General features: G+C 70.7%; 18 protein-coding genes, 3 tRNA genes and 1 pseudogene. 8 read left to right on the top strand and 14 right to left on the bottom strand.

The window, feature by feature from the left end; translation table 11 throughout:
- Nucleotides 1-117: 117 nt before the first annotated feature.
- From purM to purS, 11 genes are all read right to left on the bottom strand, one after another.
- A complete protein-coding gene (purM, locus tag AQJ67_RS41130; RefSeq protein ID WP_062724725.1) occupies nt 118-1182 on the bottom strand; it encodes a phosphoribosylformylglycinamidine cyclo-ligase in 1065 nt (354 codons plus the stop codon).
- Between the two features lie 48 nt (nt 1183-1230).
- Nucleotides 1231-2760, bottom strand: a complete 1530-nt coding sequence (purF, locus tag AQJ67_RS41125; protein ID WP_062724723.1) for an amidophosphoribosyltransferase — start codon at nt 2758-2760, stop codon at nt 1231-1233.
- A 61-nt stretch (nt 2761-2821) separates the two neighbouring features.
- Entirely contained in the window at nt 2822-3616 is a 795-nt protein-coding gene (locus tag AQJ67_RS41120) for an META domain-containing protein (protein WP_062724721.1), read from the bottom strand.
- 63 nt (nt 3617-3679) lie between these two features.
- Nucleotides 3680-4477, bottom strand: coding sequence for a maleylpyruvate isomerase family mycothiol-dependent enzyme (locus tag AQJ67_RS41115; protein WP_062724719.1), 798 nt, complete (start codon nt 4475-4477; stop codon nt 3680-3682).
- Between the two features lie 60 nt (nt 4478-4537).
- Nucleotides 4538-4798, bottom strand: coding sequence for a hypothetical protein (locus AQJ67_RS49945; RefSeq protein ID WP_244190775.1), 261 nt, complete (start codon nt 4796-4798; stop codon nt 4538-4540).
- 160 nt (nt 4799-4958) lie between these two features.
- Nucleotides 4959-5150: a hypothetical protein gene (locus AQJ67_RS41105; RefSeq protein ID WP_062724715.1), complete on the bottom strand. Its 192-nt coding sequence runs from the start codon at nt 5148-5150 to the stop codon at nt 4959-4961.
- Nucleotides 5151-5275: 125 nt separating this feature from the next.
- Entirely contained in the window at nt 5276-6109 is an 834-nt protein-coding gene (locus tag AQJ67_RS41100; protein ID WP_062724713.1) for a M23 family metallopeptidase, read from the bottom strand.
- 44 nt (nt 6110-6153) lie between these two features.
- Nucleotides 6154-6654 carry an ArsR/SmtB family transcription factor gene (locus tag AQJ67_RS41095; protein WP_062724711.1) on the bottom strand — a complete coding sequence of 167 codons (501 nt, stop codon included), beginning with the start codon at nt 6652-6654 and terminating at the stop codon, nt 6154-6156.
- 108 nt (nt 6655-6762) lie between these two features.
- Entirely contained in the window at nt 6763-9021 is a 2259-nt protein-coding gene (gene purL, locus AQJ67_RS41090; RefSeq protein ID WP_062724709.1) for a phosphoribosylformylglycinamidine synthase subunit PurL, read from the bottom strand.
- Nucleotides 9018-9698, bottom strand: coding sequence for a phosphoribosylformylglycinamidine synthase subunit PurQ (gene purQ, locus AQJ67_RS41085; protein WP_062724707.1), 681 nt, complete (start codon nt 9696-9698; stop codon nt 9018-9020). The genes purL and purQ overlap by 4 nt, the downstream gene beginning before the upstream one ends.
- Complete coding sequence (purS, locus tag AQJ67_RS41080; RefSeq protein ID WP_019982969.1) at nt 9695-9958, bottom strand: phosphoribosylformylglycinamidine synthase subunit PurS; 264 nt, start codon at nt 9956-9958, stop codon at nt 9695-9697. The genes purQ and purS overlap by 4 nt, the downstream gene beginning before the upstream one ends.
- Before the next feature lie 311 nt (nt 9959-10269).
- On the opposite strand from purS, the gene AQJ67_RS41075 reads away from it, so the two are divergent.
- From AQJ67_RS41075 to AQJ67_RS41040, 8 genes are all read left to right on the top strand, one after another.
- Nucleotides 10270-10587 (top strand): histone-like nucleoid-structuring protein Lsr2, encoded by a 318-nt coding sequence (locus AQJ67_RS41075; protein ID WP_062724705.1) that lies wholly within the window; start codon nt 10270-10272, stop codon nt 10585-10587.
- Between the two features lie 158 nt (nt 10588-10745).
- Nucleotides 10746-10817, top strand: a tRNA-Gly gene (locus AQJ67_RS41070).
- Between the two features lie 80 nt (nt 10818-10897).
- A tRNA-Gly gene (locus AQJ67_RS41065) sits at nt 10898-10970 on the top strand.
- A gap of 141 nt (nt 10971-11111) precedes the next feature.
- Nucleotides 11112-12080 (top strand): ABC transporter ATP-binding protein, encoded by a 969-nt coding sequence (locus AQJ67_RS41060; RefSeq protein WP_062724703.1) that lies wholly within the window; start codon nt 11112-11114, stop codon nt 12078-12080.
- Nucleotides 12077-12853: an ABC transporter permease gene (locus AQJ67_RS41055; protein ID WP_062724701.1), complete on the top strand. Its 777-nt coding sequence runs from the start codon at nt 12077-12079 to the stop codon at nt 12851-12853. Before AQJ67_RS41060 ends, AQJ67_RS41055 begins: the two co-directional genes overlap by 4 nt.
- Nucleotides 12854-12871: 18 nt before the next feature.
- Nucleotides 12872-14131, top strand: a complete 1260-nt coding sequence (locus AQJ67_RS41050; RefSeq protein ID WP_062724699.1) for a sensor histidine kinase — start codon at nt 12872-12874, stop codon at nt 14129-14131.
- Nucleotides 14128-14754 (top strand): response regulator transcription factor, encoded by a 627-nt coding sequence (locus tag AQJ67_RS41045; RefSeq protein WP_062724698.1) that lies wholly within the window; start codon nt 14128-14130, stop codon nt 14752-14754. Before AQJ67_RS41050 ends, AQJ67_RS41045 begins: the two co-directional genes overlap by 4 nt.
- A 22-nt stretch (nt 14755-14776) precedes the next feature.
- Nucleotides 14777-14852 (top strand) — tRNA-Gly (locus AQJ67_RS41040).
- Nucleotides 14853-14901: 49 nt separating this feature from the next.
- Here the strand turns inward: AQJ67_RS41040 and AQJ67_RS41035 are convergent.
- The 3 genes and pseudogenes from AQJ67_RS41035 to AQJ67_RS41025 all read right to left on the bottom strand — a co-directional run.
- On the bottom strand, nt 14902-15801 hold the full coding sequence (locus tag AQJ67_RS41035) for a phosphoribosylaminoimidazolesuccinocarboxamide synthase (RefSeq protein WP_062724696.1): 900 nt from the start codon (nt 15799-15801) through the stop codon (nt 14902-14904).
- Between the two features lie 127 nt (nt 15802-15928).
- A complete protein-coding gene (locus AQJ67_RS41030) occupies nt 15929-17422 on the bottom strand; it encodes a N,N-dimethylformamidase beta subunit family domain-containing protein (protein WP_062724694.1) in 1494 nt (497 codons plus the stop codon).
- 286 nt (nt 17423-17708) lie between these two features.
- Nucleotides 17709-18221: pseudogene (locus AQJ67_RS41025) on the bottom strand (hypothetical protein); the annotation flags it as partial.

The following is an 18221-nucleotide window of genomic DNA, read 5'->3' as shown; positions in this document are numbered from 1 at the left end:
TCCTCCCGGTCCGGTGCAGATGCGCCGGACCGGGTTTTGTGCTGCTGTCGCGGGGCCCCGCCCCGGCCCCAGCCCCTCAGAAACCGGAGGGGCTGGTTCTGGCCGGAGGGGCTGGTTTCAGGCGTAGTCGCCCACCAGCTCCGCGCCGGTCGCACGGTCGCCGCGGTCCGTGATCTCTCCGGCTACCCATGCCTCGACCCCGCGGTCGGCCAGGGTCGCCAGGGCCGCGTCCGTGGACTCCTCAGGGACGATGGCGATCATGCCGACGCCCATGTTCAGGGTCTTCTCCAGCTCCAGGCGCTCGACCTGCCCCGTCCTGCCGACGAGGTCGAAGATCGGGGCCGGGGTCCAGGTGGTGCGGTCGACGATCGCGTGGAGGCCGTCCGGGATCACCCGGGCCAGGTTGGCGGCCAGACCGCCGCCCGTGACATGGCTGTAGGCGTGGACGTCCGTGGTGCGGGTGAGGGCCAGACAGTCCAGCGAGTAGATCTTCGTCGGCTCCAGCAGCTCCTCGCCGAGGGTGCGGCCGAGGTCGTCGATCCGCGTGTCCAGGGCGAGGCCGGCCTGGTTCAGCAGGACGTGGCGGACCAGCGAGTACCCGTTCGAGTGAAGGCCGGACGCCGCCATGGCGATCACCGCGTCACCCTTACGGATGCGATCCGGGCCCAGCAGCCGGTCGGCCTCCACGACACCCGTACCGGCGCCGGCGACGTCGAAGTCGTCCTCGCCCAGCAGACCCGGGTGCTCGGCCGTCTCGCCGCCCACCAGGGCGCAGCCGGCGAGGACACAGCCCTCGGCGATGCCCTTGACGATGGCGGCGACGCGCTCGGGGTGGACCTTGCCGACGCAGATGTAGTCGGTCATGAACAGCGGCTCGGCGCCGCACACCACGATGTCGTCCATGACCATCGCGACCAGGTCGTGGCCGATGGTGTCGTAGACGCCCAGCTGGCGGGCGATGTCGACCTTGGTGCCGACGCCGTCGGTGGCGGAGGCGAGGAGGGGACGCTCGTAGCGCTTGAGGGCGGAGGCGTCGAAGAGGCCGGCGAAACCGCCGAGGCCGCCGAGGACCTCGGGGCGCTGGGTCTTCTTCACCCACTCCTTCATCAGCTCGACCGCGCGGTCGCCCGCTTCGATGTCGACGCCCGCGGCTGCGTAGCTGGCACCAGTTGTCTCAGACATGGCAGTAGAGAACCTTCGTGTCGTACGGCAGGTGTGACGGGCCCGGTGCTACGGGCGGCGGATCGCGTCGGCGGCGGCCGTGGCGGCCGGGCCGGCGGCCAGCTCCGTCTCCAGGAGCTGCTTGCCGAGCAGCTCGGGGTCGGGGAGCTCCATCGGGTACTCGCCGTCGAAGCAGGCGCGGCAGAGGTTCGGCTTGGCGATGGTGGTCGCCTCGATCATGCCGTCGATGGAGATGTAGGACAGCGAGTCGGCGCCCAGCGAGGTGCCGATCTCCTCGATCGACATGCCGTTGGCGATCAGCTCGGCGCGGGTCGCGAAGTCGATGCCGAAGAAGCAGGGCCACTTCACGGGCGGCGAGGAGATCCGGATGTGGACCTCGGCCGCTCCTGCCTCGCGGAGCATGCGGACCAGGGCGCGCTGGGTGTTGCCGCGCACGATCGAGTCGTCTACGACGACCAGACGCTTGCCCTTGATGACTTCCTTGAGGGGATTCAGCTTGAGTCGGATGCCCAGCTGGCGGATGGTCTGTGACGGCTGGATGAAGGTCCGGCCGACGTACGCGTTCTTCACCAGACCGGCACCGAACGGGATGCCGCTGGCCTCCGCGTAGCCGATCGCCGCCGGGGTGCCGGACTCCGGGGTCGCTATGACCAGGTCGGCGTCGACCGGGGCTTCCTTGGCGAGCTTGCGGCCCATCTCCACGCGGGAGAGGTAGACGTTCCGGCCGGCGATGTCGGTGTCCGGGCGGGCCAGGTACACGTATTCGAAGACACAGCCCTTGGGCTTCGCTTCCGCGAATCGGGAGGTGCGCAGGCCGTTCTCGTCGATGGCGACGAACTCGCCCGGCTCAACCTCGCGGACGTAGCTGGCGCCGCAGATGTCGAGGGCGGCGGACTCGGAGGCCACGACCCAGCCGCGCTCCAGGCGGCCGAGGACCAGCGGGCGGATGCCCTGCGGGTCACGGGCGGCGTAGAGGGTGTGCTCATCCATGAAGACGAGCGAGAAAGCGCCCTTGACCTGCGGAAGGACCGTGTGGGCCGCCTCCTCGATGGTCAGCGGCTTGCCGTCCTCGTCGACCTGGGCCGCGAGGAGCGCGGTCAGCAGGTCGGTGTCGTTGGTGGCCGCGACGCGCGGGGTGCGGCCGCCCTCCTGCTTGGGGAGGTCGGCGACCATCTCGGCGAGCTGCGCCGTGTTGACCAGGTTGCCGTTGTGGCCGAGCGCGATGGAACCGTGCGCGGTGGCGCGGAACGTCGGCTGGGCGTTCTCCCACACGGAGGCGCCGGTGGTCGAGTAGCGGGCGTGTCCGACCGCGATATGACCCTGGAGCGAACCGAGAGAGGTCTCGTCGAAGACCTGGGAGACGAGGCCCATGTCCTTGAAGACGAGGATCTGGGAGCCGTTGCTGACCGCGATTCCCGCGGATTCCTGGCCCCGATGCTGGAGGGCGTAGAGCCCGAAGTACGTGAGCTTTGCGACCTCTTCACCCGGAGCCCAGACACCGAAGACGCCACAAGCGTCCTGGGGGCCTTTCTCGCCGGGAAGCAGATCGTGATTGAGTCGACCGTCACCACGTGGCACGGTTCCGAGTGTAGGCGAGGTCGACCACTGGTCCGAATTGGGGATACGCGACCGTAAAGGATCACTCGGCGGCGGTCGCGTTCACTCGTTCGCCGTTTGTGCTGGTCAGAGTCAGGTTGCGGTGATCGATTCCGTACTTCACCGTGCCGCCGAAGAGGCCCAGGAGGGTCTTCTCCGTTTTCATGAGTGAGGTGTCGCACACCATTCGCGTGGTGGACGCGGTGCCGAGCGTGATACTGCCGTCGCGGACCGTTGCCTCGGCCTTCACTTTGTTGCAGCCGAGGCTGCCGCTGACGTGTCCGGTTTTCTCGTCGAAGGTGAGGTGCGCCTTGCCGTCGGCGTCCGGGCTGGTGATGTTCCACTTCGTGCCCTTGAGCGGGGCGGCCTCCTGCTTGGTGAGGGCGACGCGGTCGCCGTCGGCCGTGGTGAGGGTCAGCTTGTCGCCCTCGACCTCGGCTGTGAGGTCGCCGTCGGAGAGGGTGCGGGCGAGGGTCTGTTCGAAGCCCGCGGGGACGCCCTCGCAGGCCATCTCGGTCGCCCGCACCTTGTCGAAGGTGACGTGGCTGTCGGCGAAGGCCGCGTCTGCGCCGAAGTTGTTGCAGCCGAGGTTGCCCTTGACCTCGCCGTCGTCGGCGATCCGGAGATAGGCGTCGGCCGGGGCGGCGCTCTTCTTTCCGTCGACGGTGACCTCGTCGACGGCCCAGTAGGCGCCGGAGACGGAAGCCGAGGCCCCGGGGCCGACCGAGTCACTGCCCGCGTCCTCGCTGCCGCAGGCGGCGGCGAGCGGGATGAGGGTCAGCGCGGCGAAGGCGGCCAGTCGCTGCTTGTCCTTGCCGAGGGTGCCGAGTGTGTTCATGCCGGTGGGACGGGAGGGGCGCGGGACTGGTTCCGCGGGTTCCGCTTGTCCGGGGCGAACGGGTCACCCCATGAGCGGCAACAGCCCGCTCAGGTCCGCCCGCTCCCCGCTCGCGCTCACCTCGGCCCCCTGAACCGCGTCCCGCCACGTCACCCGCCCGGTCGCCAGCCGGATCCAGGTCAGCGGGTCGGTCTCGACGACGTTGGGCGGGGTGCCCCGGGTGTGCCTCGGCCCCTCGACACACTGCACCACGGCATACGGCGGGATCCGCACCTCGGTCGAACCGCCGGGTGCCTTCGCGGCGAGGGCGTCGGCGAGCAGGCGGGTGCAGGCGGCGAGGGCCTGGCGGTCGTACGGGATGTCGAGGCCGGGGACGGCGGCGTTGAGGTCGTCGGTGTGGACGACGAGCTCGACGGTGCGGGTGACGAGGTAGTCGGCGAGGGTCATCGCGCCGGTGCGGGCGGCGAGGACCCGGTCGCCGGACGCGTCCGCGAGCCGCCGCGTGAGGCGGTCCTGGGTGCGGGCGTAGAGGTCGTCCAGGTCGGAGTTGGCGGCGGCGAGGTCGCGGGTGTCGTCGGCGATGTCCCCGGCACGGGAGACGGTGGCGAACGGCCAGTCCAGCAGGGCGAGCTCCGCCTTCGCGGGCTCCTCGCGGTCGAGGTTGCGGCTGACGGTCTCCACGGCCATGGTCACGTGCGCGGCCAGGTCCCGCACGGTCCAGCCCTCCAGGCGGGTGGGAAGCGCGAGCTGCTCGGGGGTGAGGGTGCGGATGGCCTGCCGTACGTTTCCGAACTGCGCGAGGATCGCGGCGCGGATCTTGGCGGGGTCGTAGGCGCGGGTGCGCTTCTTGGCCGGGGGCATGGGGCGAGCCTATGCGGCTGCGCTGTCGTGGCCGGCCGGTGCCGGTGAGCCCGCCCGCGGCTACTGGTGGGGGCCGCGGGAGTCGCGGCGCGCTCCGATGAGTTCGGCGACGGTGTCCAGCCAGCGGGCGGCACGGGTCTCGGCCTCCGGATCGGCCACCACGTCCGCGGCGGCAGCCAGCCAGCCGCGCAGCACCTGCGACGCGCCGGCCGAGGGAAGTGGTTCGGGCAGCTCGGCGACGTACCGCACGCCCCCGGCCCGCACCGTGTCGGCGAGGAACGCCACCGAGCGCGACAGCACCCCGAGGCGGTCCAGGGTCACGGCGGCCGCGACGGCCCCGTCGCCGAAAAGAGCGGTGCGGAAGGCGTCCCGGGTGAGCCCGTAGAGCAGCAGTCTGCCGATGTCGGTAGCTGCGCGCAGTTCGTCGTCGGTACGGGTGGCGGGGTGGGCGGCATGGCGATGGTCCTCGGCTGCGCGGCGATCAGCGGACAGTGATCGTGTAGAGGTAGCAGGTGGGGTTGTCCGTGTCGTCCGGGGTGGCGCCGGCGGCTGCCGTCGCGATCGGCAGGGGCGACGCGGTGCCCCCGGGGGACGGCGCCGTGACGTCGGCCGCGCTGTGACACAGACCGTGCGGGCAGTACAGCAGCTTCACCGTGGTCCTGCCGGGCGCCACCGCGGTTCCCGGCGGCGTCCAGCTTGTCCGCCTCCGCGTCCAGCCCGCCGGCCTGTACCTCGTAGCCGCTCCCGGCCCCCGCGGCGCTCATCGCGCGCCACTTGAGGTACGGGCGGAGGACAGGCCTATACGGGCTGCGAGGTGGTCGTGGGTGCCTCGAACGCCTCGTGGTTGCGGGGAACGCCGATGCCGCGCCAGGTGAAGGGCACGCCTCGGGCGCTGTCCGGGTCCGGGGTGTCCATCAGCTGGAAGTGGAGGTGGGGCTCGGTGGAGTTGCCCGAGTTTCCGCAGCGGGCCAGCGGCTGTCCGGCGCTCACCCGGTCGCCCTCGCGGACGGTGAGCGAGCCGCGCCGCAGGTGGGCGTAGAGCGCGTAGGCGCCGTCGCCGAGGTCGAGGACGACGTGGTTGCCGACGATCCGCTTGGCGCCGAGCAGGTCGCGTACGGACGCCTCCACGAGCATCAGGTACAGCAGGGCGAGCGGCGAGGTGCGGCTCAGGTGGTCGCGCTGGCCGTCGGTGGCCCGTACGACGGTGGCGTCGGCGACCGCGAGGAGCGGGGCGCCGAAGGCGGGGAAGGCGCTGTTGCGGCGGGCGATCGGCCAGAGCCGGCTGAACGCGGGGCGGGCGCCCGGCTCGGGCTCGGCGACGACGTCGATGGCGAAGGTCTGGCCGTACGCGTGCGTGCCGTGGCTCGGTGTGCGGTCGGCCGGGCTGTTGAGCGCGGTCCAGCGGCCGGTGACGGGCGGGGCGACCTCGACGGGTTCGCGGGCCGCGCGCGGGCTGTCCGGGGTGCCGCCCCAGCGGTTGACCACGACGACGAGGGCGTAGGCCAGGACGATCGGCAGGAAGTTCCACCACCACGGGTACCCGAGGTTCAGGGCGGCGTGCGCGATCACCAGGCCGAGGAAGGTCAGTTGCAGACCCCGGTAGGCGAGGGTGGCCAGTTTGCGTGCGGACATCGTTCCCCCTTGCTCAGGTCTTCTTCACCCGCGTCCTCTTCGCGTCACGGCTTGGCTGCCGACAGCGCCACCAGCAGCGGTACGACCCGCCCCGGCGGCACCTCGTAGCGGCCCCGGCCGGTCGTGTGCAGCCAGCCCGCGCCGGTCAGTTGACGCAGGTGGTGGTAGATCTGGCCGGTCGTGCCGATCTCGTCCAGTTCGGCGAGTTCGGCCGCGGTGCGCCGGCCGCCGACGACCTCGCGCAGCAGCCGCAGCCGGACCGGGTGCCCCAGCGCCGCGAACGACTCGGCGGACTCGGTCCAGTCGTCGTCCAGCAGGCCCTCGGTCAGTGCGCCGTGCTGCCACTCGTACTGCTCGCCGGTCGGCAGCCGTACGGCACCGGTGAAGAGCACGCCTCCGTCGGCCGCCTTCAGCTCGGCCAGCTGGTCCTTGAACCCGTGCAGGGCCCAGAAGTCGCCCTCGCCCAGGCGGGGGGCGGTGTGGTGCGCGTTCTCCAGTGCCGCCAGCCGACGCTCCAGGTCGGCGACGCGTTGTTCGAGGCTCACACCCAGAGATTACGGAGCTACGTAATTTCGTGCAACCGTCGGACGGGCGTACGACGAAGCCCCCGCCCGGCGGACCGGACGGGGGCTTCACAGCCGTAGAACCGCTGTCTACTTCAGCAGCGCCGGGATCGTCTCCTCGTGCACCACGCGCAGCTCCTCCAGAGAGAGCGCGAACTCGCCCTGGAGCTCCACGGAGTCGCCGTCGACGACACCGATACGGGTGACCGGCAGGCCCCGCGCACCGCACATGTCGTTGAAGCGGACCTCCTCGGAGCGCGGGACGGCCACGATCGCGCGGCCGGCCGACTCGGAGAAGAGCAGGGTGAAGGCGTCGAGCCCGTCCGGTACGACCAGACGCGCGCCCTTGCCACCCAGCAGCGCCGACTCGACGACCGCCTGGATCAGACCGCCGTCGGACAGGTCGTGCGCGGAGTCGATCATGCCGTCGCGGGAGGCGGAGATCAGGATCTCGGCGAGCAGTCGCTCGCGCTCCAGGTCCACCTGCGGGGGCAGGCCGCCGAGGTGGTCGTGGACGACCTGGGACCAGGCCGAGCCGCTGAACTCCTCACGCGTGTCGCCGAGGAGGTACAGCAGCTGCCCCTCCTCCTGGAAGGCGACCGGCGTACGCCGGGCCACGTCGTCGATGACACCGAGGACCGCGACGACCGGCGTCGGGTGGATGGCCGCCTCGCCCGTCTGGTTGTAGAGCGAGACGTTGCCGCCGGTCACCGGGGTGCCGAGCTGCTGACAGGCGTCGGCCAGACCGCGCACGGCCTCCGCGAACTGCCACATCACGGCCGGGTCCTCGGGCGAGCCGAAGTTCAGGCAGTCGGAGACGGCGAGCGGCTTGGCGCCGGTGGTGGCGACGTTGCGGTACGCCTCGGCGAGCGCCAGCTGGGCGCCGTGGTACGGGTCCAGCTTGGCGTACCGGCCGTTGCCGTCGGTCGCGATGGCGACGCCGAGGCCGGTGGCCTCGTCGATGCGGATCATGCCGGAGTCCTCGGGCTGGGCGAGGACGGTGTTGCCCTGCACGAAGTGGTCGTACTGCGAGGTGATCCACTTCTTGGAGGCCTGGTTGGGCGAGCCGACCAGCTTCAGGACCTGGTCCTTCAACTCGTCCGACGTCGCGGGCCGGGGCAGCTTGTTCGCGTCGTCGGCCTGCAGCTCGTCCTGCCAGGACGGGCGGGCGTACGGGCGCTCGTAGACCGGGCCCTCGTGCGCGACCGTGCGCGGGTCGACGTCGACGATCTTGCCGCCGTGCCAGTAGATCTCCAGGCGGTCGCCGTCGGTCACCTCACCGATGACGGTGGCGATGACGTCCCACTTCTCGCAGATCTCCAGGAAGCGGTCGACCTTCGCCGGCTCGACGACCGCGCACATGCGTTCCTGCGACTCGCTCATGAGGATTTCCTCGGGCGAGAGCGTGGAGTCACGCAGCGGTACGTCGTCCAGGGTGACGCGCATGCCGCCGGAGCCGTTGGACGCGAGCTCGGAGGTGGCGCAGGACAGGCCGGCCGCGCCGAGGTCCTGGATGCCGACGACCAGCTTCTCGGCGAACGCCTCCAGGGTGCACTCGATCAGGAGCTTCTCCTGGAAGGGGTCACCGACCTGGACGGCCGGACGCTTCGAGGGCTTGGCGTCGTCGAAGGTCTCGGAGGCCAGGATCGACGCGCCGCCGATGCCGTCGCCGCCCGTGCGGGCCCCGTACAGGATGACCTTGTTGCCCGCGCCGGACGCCTTCGCGAGGTGGATGTCCTCGTGCCGCATCACACCGATGGCACCGGCGTTGACCAGCGGGTTGCCCTGGTAGCAGGCGTCGAAGACGACCTCGCCGCCGATGTTCGGCAGGCCCAGGCAGTTGCCGTAGCCGCCGATGCCGGCGACGACGCCGGGCAGGACGCGCTTGGTGTCCGGGTGGTCCGCCGCACCGAAGCGCAGGGGATCCACGACCGCGACCGGGCGCGCGCCCATCGCGATGATGTCGCGCACGATGCCGCCGACGCCGGTCGCCGCGCCCTGGTAGGGCTCGACGTACGACGGGTGGTTGTGCGACTCGACCTTGAAGGTCACGGCGTAGCCCTGGCCGACGTCCACGACACCGGCGTTCTCGCCGATGCCGACGAGCAGGGCGTCGCTCTGCGGGGCCTTCTCGCCGAACTGGCGGAGGTGGACCTTCGAGGACTTGTACGAGCAGTGCTCGGACCACATGACGGAGTACATGGCGAGCTCGGCGCCGGTCGGGCGGCGGCCGAGGATCTCGACGACCCGCTCGTACTCGTCCTTCTTCAGACCGAGTTCGGCCCAGGGCAGCTCGACGTCGGGGGTCGCGGCCGCGTGCTCGACCGTGTCCAGAGGCGTCCGGCTCATGCGTTGACCAGCTTCTTGAGGATCGAGGTGAAGAAGGGGAGGCCGTCGGTGCGGCCGGTGCCGATGAGCGGCTCCACGGCGTGCTCCGGGTGCGGCATCAGGCCCACGACGTTGCCGGACTCGTTGGTGATGCCGGCGATGTCGTTGAGCGAGCCGTTCGGGTTGAAGTCCAGATACCGGAAGGCGACCCGGCCCTCGGCCTCCAGCTTGTCCAGCGTGTACTGGTCGGCGACGTACCGCCCGTCCATGTTCTTCAACGGGATGTGGATCTCCTGACCGGCGCTGTAGTCGCTGGTCCAGGAGGTCTCCGCGTTCTCCACCCGCAGCTTCTGGTCGCGGCAGATGAAGTGCAGGTGGTCGTTGCCGAGCATCCCGCCGGGGAGGAGGTGGGCCTCGGTGAGGATCTGGAAGCCGTTGCAGATACCAAGGACCGGCAGGCCGGCCTTCGCCTGTTCGATGACGGTCTCCATCACCGGCGAGAAGCGCGCGATGGCTCCGGCGCGCAGATAGTCGCCGTAGGAGAAACCGCCGCACAGCACCACGGCGTCGACCTGCTTGAGGTCCTTGTCCTTGTGCCAGAGGGCGACCGGTTCGGCGCCCGCGAGGCGGATCGCGCGCTGGGTGTCCCGGTCGTCGAGACTCCCCGGGAAAGTGACGACGCCAATACGAGCGGTCACTTCGCGGCCTCCGCGACTTCTTCCACCTTCACGGTGAAGTCCTCGATCACGGTGTTGGCGAGGAAAGATTCCGCAAGATCGTGGATGCGGGCGAGCGCGGCGTCGTCGACCGGCCCGTCAACTTCCAGTTCGAAACGCTTTCCCTGACGTACGTCGGAGATGCCTTCGAAACCCAGCCGCGGCAGTGCGCGCTGCACCGCCTGGCCCTGGGGGTCGAGGATCTCCGGCTTGAGCATGACGTCGACTACGACGCGTGCCACTGGCACTCCCGGTGTGTGGTGCTGAGCAGGTTCCTTCAGACTACCCGTACAAAATTTCTACGCGAGTAGAGTTGTAGGAAGCTACGTGATGGCCATCACGATCCGGTATCAGACAGGGGTGTTCACGAAAAGTTACGGGAAAGATCCCCGATCAGCCGCGGATAGCTATTGCGCTCGGGACACGCGGACAGATTTAGTCGGGCTTCACATTGCATTGCCGGGCACTGTACAAATGAATTGGCAAATAGCCGAGACTCGGCACGTCGTCGCAGCTGAGCTGCATGAGGTGCCGGACGAAGGGACCGATATTCGTGGCGCAGAAGGTCGTGGTCACTCTCTTTGACGACATCGACGGCTCGGAAGCGGCGGAAACGATCGCCTTCGGACTCGACGGCAAGTCGTACGAGATCGACCTGAATGAAGCCAATGCCAGGAAACTGCGCAAGGCGCTCGCGCCCTACGTGGAAGCCGGCCGCAAGCGGTCGAAGTCAGGCAAGGCGTACAAGCAGACCGAGGTCGCCCCGGACCCGGCGGCCGTCCGGGCCTGGGCCCAGGCCAACAAGATGGAGGTGCCGGCCCGCGGCCGCATCCCCAAGAAGGTCTACGAGGCGTTCGCCTCGGCGCAGTGACATGAGTCGCGCGGTGTTGTCCTCAGGGCCCGTCAGCAGGCCTTGAGGACAGCCGACTTGGGCCGGTGCGACAACCGACTTGCGCTACCCCCCTGCTGATCAGCTAATGTCTGGAGCACGCCGCCGGGCGGGACAGAAAAGTCCAGCTCGCCGAGCATGCGGGTGTAGTTCAGTAGTAGAACATCCCCCTTCCAGGGGGAAGGCGCAGTGTGCAATTCCTGTCACCCGCTCTGCACCGCCGGTCCGACCACTGATGTGGATCAGGTAGGCTGGTGCTCGCACCGATCGGTGAGAGCTGATCGGGAGCAATGCGGACGTAGCTCAGTTGGTAGAGCGCAACCTTGCCAAGGTTGAGGTCGCGAGTTCGAGCCTCGTCGTCCGCTCGGGAATGAGACCCCGGTCCTGATGGACCGGGGTCTTTTCGTGTATCCGCGACTCCGCACGAACGGCCCTCTGACATTTGTCATGTGGAGTGGTGACAGCGCGCACTGCTGCCGGCCCTGTTTCGCCGGGACGCTGGAACCATGAACGGAAACGAACACGAACACGTTATTGAGGTCACTGACCTGCGGCGTGTGTACGGGGGCGGGTTCGAAGCGGTGCGCGGAATCAGCTTCTCCGTGAACCGCGGGGAGATCTTCGCGCTGCTCGGCACCAACGGCGCGGGCAAGACGTCGACGGTCGAACTGCTGGAGGGGCTCGCCCGGCCCGCCGGGGGGCGGGTGCGGGTGCTCGGGCACGATCCCTACGCCGAGCGGGCCGCCGTACGGCCGCGGACCGGGGTGATGCTTCAGGAGGGCGGCTTCCCCTCCGAGCTGACCGTCGCCGAGACCGCGCGGATGTGGGCCGGGTGTGTGAGCGGGGCGCGGCCGCCGCTGGAGGTGCTGGAGCTCGTCGGGCTGGCCGGGAAGACCGGCGTACGGGTGAAGCAGCTGTCCGGCGGGGAGCGGCGGCGGCTGGACCTGGCGCTCGCGCTGCTCGGGGACCCCGAGGTGCTGTTCCTGGACGAGCCGACGACCGGGCTGGACGCCGAGGGGCGCCGGGACACCTGGGAGTTGGTGCGGCGGCTTCGGGACGCCGGCACGACCGTGCTGCTGACCACGCACTACCTGGAGGAGGCCGAGGGCCTCGCCGAGCGGCTGGCGATCCTGCACGAGGGGCGGATCGCTGCGGCCGGGACACCGGCCGAGGTAACCGCGGCCCAGCCGTCGCGGATCTCCTTCGAACTGCCCCAGGGCTACTTCGTGGGCGATCTACCGCCCCTCGACGGCATGGGCGTGAGCGGCCACGAGGTCGACGGGCGGGTCGTACGGCTGCACACCCACGAGTTGCAGCGGACCGCGACCCGGCTGCTGGTGTGGGCCGAAGGGGCCGCCGTGGAGCTGCGGCGGCTGGATGTGCGGCCGGCGTCGCTGGAGGAGGCGTTCCTGGGGATCGCGCGGGAGGCGGCGGCCGAGGCCGCCGGGACGAGGACGAAGGAGTACGCGGCATGAGTACGGCGACGACCGCCCCGGTGGGGCGCATGGCGGCGCTGGCGCGGGCCGAGCTGACGCTGCTCGGGCGCAGCAGGGGCACGCTGTTCGCGGCGCTGTTCGTGCCGCTGATCCTGCCCTTCAGCGCGCGGGAGGCCGCGAAGCAGATGGACCTGGCCGAGGTGGGCCTCACCCTCGGCACGGTCCTCCTGCCCGCCTCCATGGGCTTCTCGCTGCTCTACGCGGTGTACGTGACGCTCGTCAGCGTCTACACCGCCCGGCGCGAGGAACTCGTCCTCAAGCGGCTGCGCACCGGCGAGCTGCGGGACAACGAGATCCTCGCCGGGGCCGCGTTCCCGGCCGTGGCCACGGGCCTCGCGCAGTGTGTGGTGCTGACGGCCGGCTGCGCCGTCCTGCTCGACGTGGGCGCGCCCCGCGCTCCCCATCTCGCCGTGCTGGGCCTGCTGCTGGGGTTCCCGCTGTGCGCCACGCTCGCCGCGGTGACCGCCTCCTTCACCCGGAGCGTCGAGAGCGCGCAGGTCACGACGCTGCCCGTGGTGTTCCTCTCGATGATCTTCTCCGGCATGTTCGTGCCCCTGGAGATCCTGCCCGACCGGGTGGCGTCGCTGTGCGAACTGCTGCCGCTGACCCCGGTGATCACTCTCGTGCGGGGCGGACTGACCGGGGAGCTGTCGGCGTACGAGGCGCTGGGCGCCGTGGCCACCGCGCTGGCCTGGACGGTTCTGGGCGTGTTTGCTGTACGGCGGTGGTTCCGCTGGGAACCGCGGCGTTGAGGTAGGGGGAGCGGGCGCATGCGCGGGCCGGGTACATGGTGGCGGGGGAAGAGCACTCCGGCGAAGGTGGAGACGTACACACGGGGGTCGTTCCACTTCTTCGCGGTGATGGAGGTCGCCGGGGCCGGGGTGCCGCTCATCGGCCAGGTCGGGGGCGCGCCGAGTGCCTGGCTGCTGCTCCTGGTGTGCGCGCACGCGGCGATCTGCGTGCTGACCGTGTCGCGCGCGGTGGACTGGCTGCGCGGCCGGCGGGCGCAGCCGCTGCGGCTGATGTGCGCGCTCGGCGCGGCCACCGCCGTGGTCGCCGTCACGGCTCTCGCCGTCGCCGAGTACGGCTCGACGGACGACGGCGCCGACTCGGCGGCGGGCAGTGTCTTCGGGGTCACCATGATCTTCGGGGTGGGCATCATCGCCCTCGGCGTGCGGCGGCGCAGGCATGTGTACGCCGTCGTCGCGGGCTTCGCGGCCGGTACGGCGATCGTCGTGCTCGCGATCACCCGGTCCCCGCTCGGCGCGCTGGGCACCGCGCTGATCGTGCTGGCCAGCAGCGGATTCCTCGCCTTCACCGCGGTCTTCTCCGTCTGGCTGCTCAAGGCCGTCTACGAACTCGACGAGGCCCGCGAGACCCGGGCCCGGCTCGCCGTCGCCGAGGAGCGGCTGCGGTTCGGGCGGGATCTGCACGACGTGATGGGGCGCAACCTCGCGGTCATCGCGTTGAAGAGCGAGCTCGCCGTGCAGTTGGCGCGCCGCGGGCGGCCCGAGGCCGTGGAGCAGATGATCGAGGTGCAGCGGATCGCGCAGGAGTCGCAGCGCGAGGTGCGTGATGTCGTACGGGGATACCGGGAGGCCGATCTTGGGGTCGAACTCGCCGGTGCGCAGGGGGTGTTGACCGCGGCCGGGATCGAGTGCCAGGTGACCGGGGAGGCGGCCGGGCTGCCCGCCGAGGTGCAGTCGGCGCTGGCCTGGGTGGTACGGGAGGCGACCACCAATGTGCTGCGGCACGGGGATGCCGAGCGGTGCGCGGTGGGAGTACGGGTGAGGGAAGGGCGCGTGGTGTTGACGGTGGAGAACGACGGGGCTGCCGCGGCCTCCGACGAGAGCGAGGTCTCCGGCGGCGCGGACGCCGGCAGGCGCGGCGGCTCCGGGCTCGCGGGGCTGCGGGAGCGGCTGGCCGCCGTGGACGGCACCCTGGAGGCCGGCCGGGCCCGGGAGGGAGTGTTCCGGCTGGTGGCTCAGGTGCCGTTGGCGGGAGCGGGCGTGCCGGAGGCCGCCGTATGAGTGGCCGTACCGCCGGGCCCGTGCGGCTGCTGCTCGCCGACGACGAACATCTGATCCGGGGCGCGCTCGCCACGCTGCTGTCCCTGGAGGACGACCTCGTGATCGTCGCCGAGGCGGCCAGCGGACCGGAGGCGCTGGCGATGGCACGGGCCCACGAACCCGACGTCGCCGTACTGGATCTTCAGATGCCCGGGGCGGACGGTGTGAAGGTCGCCACATCCCTGCGGGCCGAACTGCCCGGCTGCCGGGTGATGATCGTGACCAGCCATGGGCGGCCCGGGCATCTGAAGCGGGCTCTTGCGGCGGGTGTACGCGGGTTCGTCCCCAAGACCGTCAGCGCTCAGCGGCTCGCCGAGATCATCCGGACCGTGCACGCCGGAAACCGCTACGTCGACCCGGAGTTGGCCGCCGACGCCATCGCCGCCGGTGACTCGCCGCTGACCGCGCGGGAGGCCGAGGTGCTGGAACTCGCCGCCGACGGGGCGCCCGTCGCGGAGATCGCGGAACGGGCCGCGCTGTCGCAGGGGACCGTGCGCAACTATCTGTCCTCGGCCGTCTCGAAGCTCGGGGCGGAGAACCGCCACGCGGCGGTGCGGCTCGCTCGGGAGCGAGGTTGGGTATAGTGGGTCTTGCGCTTCGGCGCATGCGAACGTAGCTCAGTTGGTAGAGCGCAACCTTGCCAAGGTTGAGGTCGCGAGTTCGAACCTCGTCGTTCGCTCCAGATCAAGGCCCCGGTCATCGACCGGGGCCTTTGTCATGGGGCCCTTGGGTCAGCTCCAGCTCGTGCCGGTCAGGCGCTCGTACGCCTCCACGTACTTCGCCCGGGTCGCGTCCACGACCTCCTGCGGCAGCGGCGGCGGGGGCTGCTCGCTCCTGCGGTCCCAGCCGGACGCCGGCGAGGTCAGCCAGTCACGCACGAACTGCTTGTCGTACGACGGCTGCGCGCGGCCCGGCTGCCACTGGTCGGCCGGCCAGAAGCGGGAGGAGTCCGGGGTGAGGACCTCGTCGGCGAGGACCAGGGTCTCCCCGTCGAAGCCGAACTCGAACTTGGTGTCCGCGAGGATGATGCCGCGCTCGCGGGCGATGTCCCGGCCGCGGGCGTAGACCGCGAGGGTCGCCTGGCGCAGCCGGGCGGCGGTGTCGGGGCCGACCTGGCGGGCGACCTCCTCGTAGGAGACGTTCTCGTCGTGCTCGCCGACCGCGGCCTTGGTGGCCGGGGTGAAGATCGGGGCGGGCAGCTCGCTGCCGTCGACGAGACCCTCCGGGAGGGCGAGGCCGCAGACGGTGCGGGACTCGTTGTACTCGACCAGGCCGGAGCCGGTGAGGTAGCCGCGGGCCACGGCCTCCACCGGGATCATCTTCAGCGACTTGCAGACCAGGGTGCGGCCCGCCCAGTCGGCGGGGGCGCCGGCGGGCACGTCGGTGCTCAGGACGTGGTTGGGGACCAGGTCGGCGAGCTGGTCGAACCACCACAGGGAGAGCTGGGTGAGGACGCGGCCCTTGTCGGGGATCTCGGTCGGCAGCACCCAGTCGTAGGCGGACATACGGTCACTGGCGACCATCACGAGGTCGCCCGCCTCGTTCTGGTACAGCTCGCGCACCTTGCCGGTGTGCAGGTGCACCAGGCCCGGAACCTGAATCGGCTCGGGCTTTTCTACGAATCCGGACACGGTTCCTCCCCGTGGTTCTGTCCAACAGCGTCGATTGTCCCGTATGGGGCTCTGACCTTGGACTGGGGGTGTGCTGGGGGCGTGCTGGGGGTGTGCTGGGGGCGTGCTGGGGGCGTACTGAGTGAGCTCAGTCACGTTTGCAGATGCGGTCCAGGAGGTTGGCCGTGGCGCGCTGGACGCGGGCGTCGACATGGCCCGGGCGGTCCAGTGCCGGGGACCAGGCGAAGGTGCCGGACGCGAAGACCAGGGCGCCGGAGGGGGCGCGGTAGAGGGAGGTCTCCTGGTGGCGGAGGGTGCCCTCCTTGTCCGGGTACGGGGAGTGTGCGAGCAGGATGCGTTCCTCGTGGTCCGGGAGCGGGGTGCGCGGGAAGTAGCGGTCGGCCTCACCGGCGACCAGGCCCTCGATCTCGTCGCCCTCATCGGCACCGGTCGCCTCCCACAGCCAGTGGTCGGCGTTGCGGACGATCAGGGGGTGGGGCTCGGGGACCTGGCCCGCGTACTGGATGCCGATCACCTCCTGCTCGGGGCGGTCGATCTCGCGCCAGAGCACCGGGCGGCCCGGGCCACGGCGCTTGCGGCAGGTCATCAGGCGGTCGGGCACGCCGGACGGGGACGGGCCCAACTCGACCTGCCAGTACATGGAGTTGGCGGAGAGGAAGACCAGGGACGTGCCGTTCTCCCGGGCCAGCTCGACCGTGCGGCGCATGTTCGACGACCAGTACTCGTCGTGGCCCGGGAAGACCAGGCCGCGGTAGCGGGTGGGGTCGACATGGCCGGCGTGCAGGTCGCGGGCGTCGGCGTAGGCGATGTCGTAGCCATAGCGCTCGGCCCAGCGGATGAAGTCGTAGGCGTGGCCGACGTGCAGCGGGAGGCCGGCGCCCGCGTAGGGGCGGTCGAAGGAGACGGTCGTGGCGGCGTCGTTCTCGCCGAGGAGACGGCCGTCGTCGTCCCAGGCGTGGTAGAGGCTGGCGCCCGTGCGGCCGTCCTCGGGGTAGAGGTTGTAGGCCTGCCAGGTGACGTCGGGGAGGAGCAGGAGCAGGTCGGCGGGGTGGTTGTCGCGGACCGTGAAGGGGATGTGGGAGCGGTAGCCGTCGGCGGTGGTGAGGACGGCCACGTAGGCGCCGATGGTCCAGTACGACGGGATCTGCAGGCGCCAGGACAGCCACCAGTGGTGGCAGGAGACCGTGCGGTCGGCGGTGAGCGGGGGTGGCTGGACGATGCCGGAGAGGCGGGGGCTGGTGGTGATCTTCGCGGCGCCGTCACCGCCGTAGTGGCCGATGCGGTAGACGTCGACGGCGAATTCCTGGGGCGGGTCGACGGTGATGTGGAAGTCGACGGCCTCGCCGGGGGCGACCGCGCCGGTGGAGGTGAAGCCCTTGATCTGGCGGCGGACGTCGTCGGCGGAGCGGGGGCTTCCGGCCGTGCGCGGGCCGGGGATCCTGGGGGTGCCGGCCGTCGGCGGGTGGGCCTGGCCGTCGACGTACCAGGGGACCACCTGGCCGGTGTCGTCGAAGTACGTCACGTTGCCGCGCAGCCAGGGGACGGGGCCCTGACCGAAGGGGTCCGTCACGGCGTGCGCGAGTGCCCCCGACTCCCAGCGGCGGATCTGCTCCGACCCCATGGCCCTACCCCTCCCTCGTTCCCCCGTGGCCGTGCGTCCGTGGTGGTGCGTCGTGCCTCGTGCCTCGTGCATCGTGCCAAGTGCCTCGTGCCAAGTGCCTCGTGCGACATGGTGTTTGTGTGCCTGTCGTATGTCGCAAGCCCTTGCCATGTGCGCTATCGATCCCAGCACATCACATTGCGCACGCATCCTGTCACTATTCGTTGCGAATTGGCCGAAAGTGGAACCAGGGGTTCCGGCCGCATACGGCACGCGCGGCGAGCTGGGACAGCCGGAAGGGCGGCCGTCAGACCAGGCGTACCGGCTTCTCCGGGCGTATCCCCGACTCCACCAGCCAGGCGCGCAGGGGCGCCGGGTCGCCGTCCTCGATGAGGCTCAGGACTCTGGGGGTGAGGTCGGCCGCTCGTGCGCCGTTGATGAGGAGCGTGGGTCCGTCGAGCCAGTCCAGCCCCGGGGTCGCCCCTGCGGTGTCCATCGCGGCGCAGCACACCATCGCCGTCACGTGGTCGGTGAGCAACTCGCGCGAGGTGCGGGGTGGCTGGAGCGGGAAGAGGGGGAGCGTGCCGATGTCCAGGAGGGTGGCGCCGGGCGCGAGGGACGCGTTCTGCGCCACAGGGGCCGCGGCTTCCTCGCGGGCCAGCTCGGCGGTGAGGCCGGCGGCGAGGGCGGCGGCGAGGGCGGAGCTTCGCTCGGTTTCCTGGTCGTCGCCCGGGTGGTCCTCGGCCATGGAGGCGTAGGGAGCCTTCGGGGGCTTGGGCGGCTTCTGGGGCCTCGGGGACTGGGCGGGTTCGGGCTGCTG

The organism is Streptomyces caeruleatus (assembly GCF_001514235.1).
Classification (GTDB): domain Bacteria; phylum Actinomycetota; class Actinomycetes; order Streptomycetales; family Streptomycetaceae; genus Streptomyces; species Streptomyces caeruleatus.
This window is presented reverse-complemented; position numbering and strand designations above follow the sequence as displayed.

Coding starts and splice junctions, on each gene's coding strand:
- AQJ67_RS41045 (WP_062724698.1), top strand. CDS start 14,128: ATGAGTGGCCGTACCGCCGGGCCCGTGCGGCTGCTGCTCGCCGACGAC.
- AQJ67_RS41030 (WP_062724694.1), bottom strand. CDS start 17,422: ATGGGGTCGGAGCAGATCCGCCGCTGGGAGTCGGGGGCACTCGCGCAC.
- AQJ67_RS41120 (WP_062724721.1), bottom strand. CDS start 3,616: ATGAACACACTCGGCACCCTCGGCAAGGACAAGCAGCGACTGGCCGCC.
- AQJ67_RS41055 (WP_062724701.1), top strand. CDS start 12,077: ATGAGTACGGCGACGACCGCCCCGGTGGGGCGCATGGCGGCGCTGGCG.
- AQJ67_RS41060 (WP_062724703.1), top strand. CDS start 11,112: ATGAACGGAAACGAACACGAACACGTTATTGAGGTCACTGACCTGCGG.
- AQJ67_RS41050 (WP_062724699.1), top strand. CDS start 12,872: ATGCGCGGGCCGGGTACATGGTGGCGGGGGAAGAGCACTCCGGCGAAG.
- AQJ67_RS41115 (WP_062724719.1), bottom strand. CDS start 4,477: ATGCCCCCGGCCAAGAAGCGCACCCGCGCCTACGACCCCGCCAAGATC.
- AQJ67_RS41100 (WP_062724713.1), bottom strand. CDS start 6,109: ATGTCCGCACGCAAACTGGCCACCCTCGCCTACCGGGGTCTGCAACTG.
- purM (WP_062724725.1), bottom strand. CDS start 1,182: ATGTCTGAGACAACTGGTGCCAGCTACGCAGCCGCGGGCGTCGACATC.
- purL (WP_062724709.1), bottom strand. CDS start 9,021: ATGAGCCGGACGCCTCTGGACACGGTCGAGCACGCGGCCGCGACCCCC.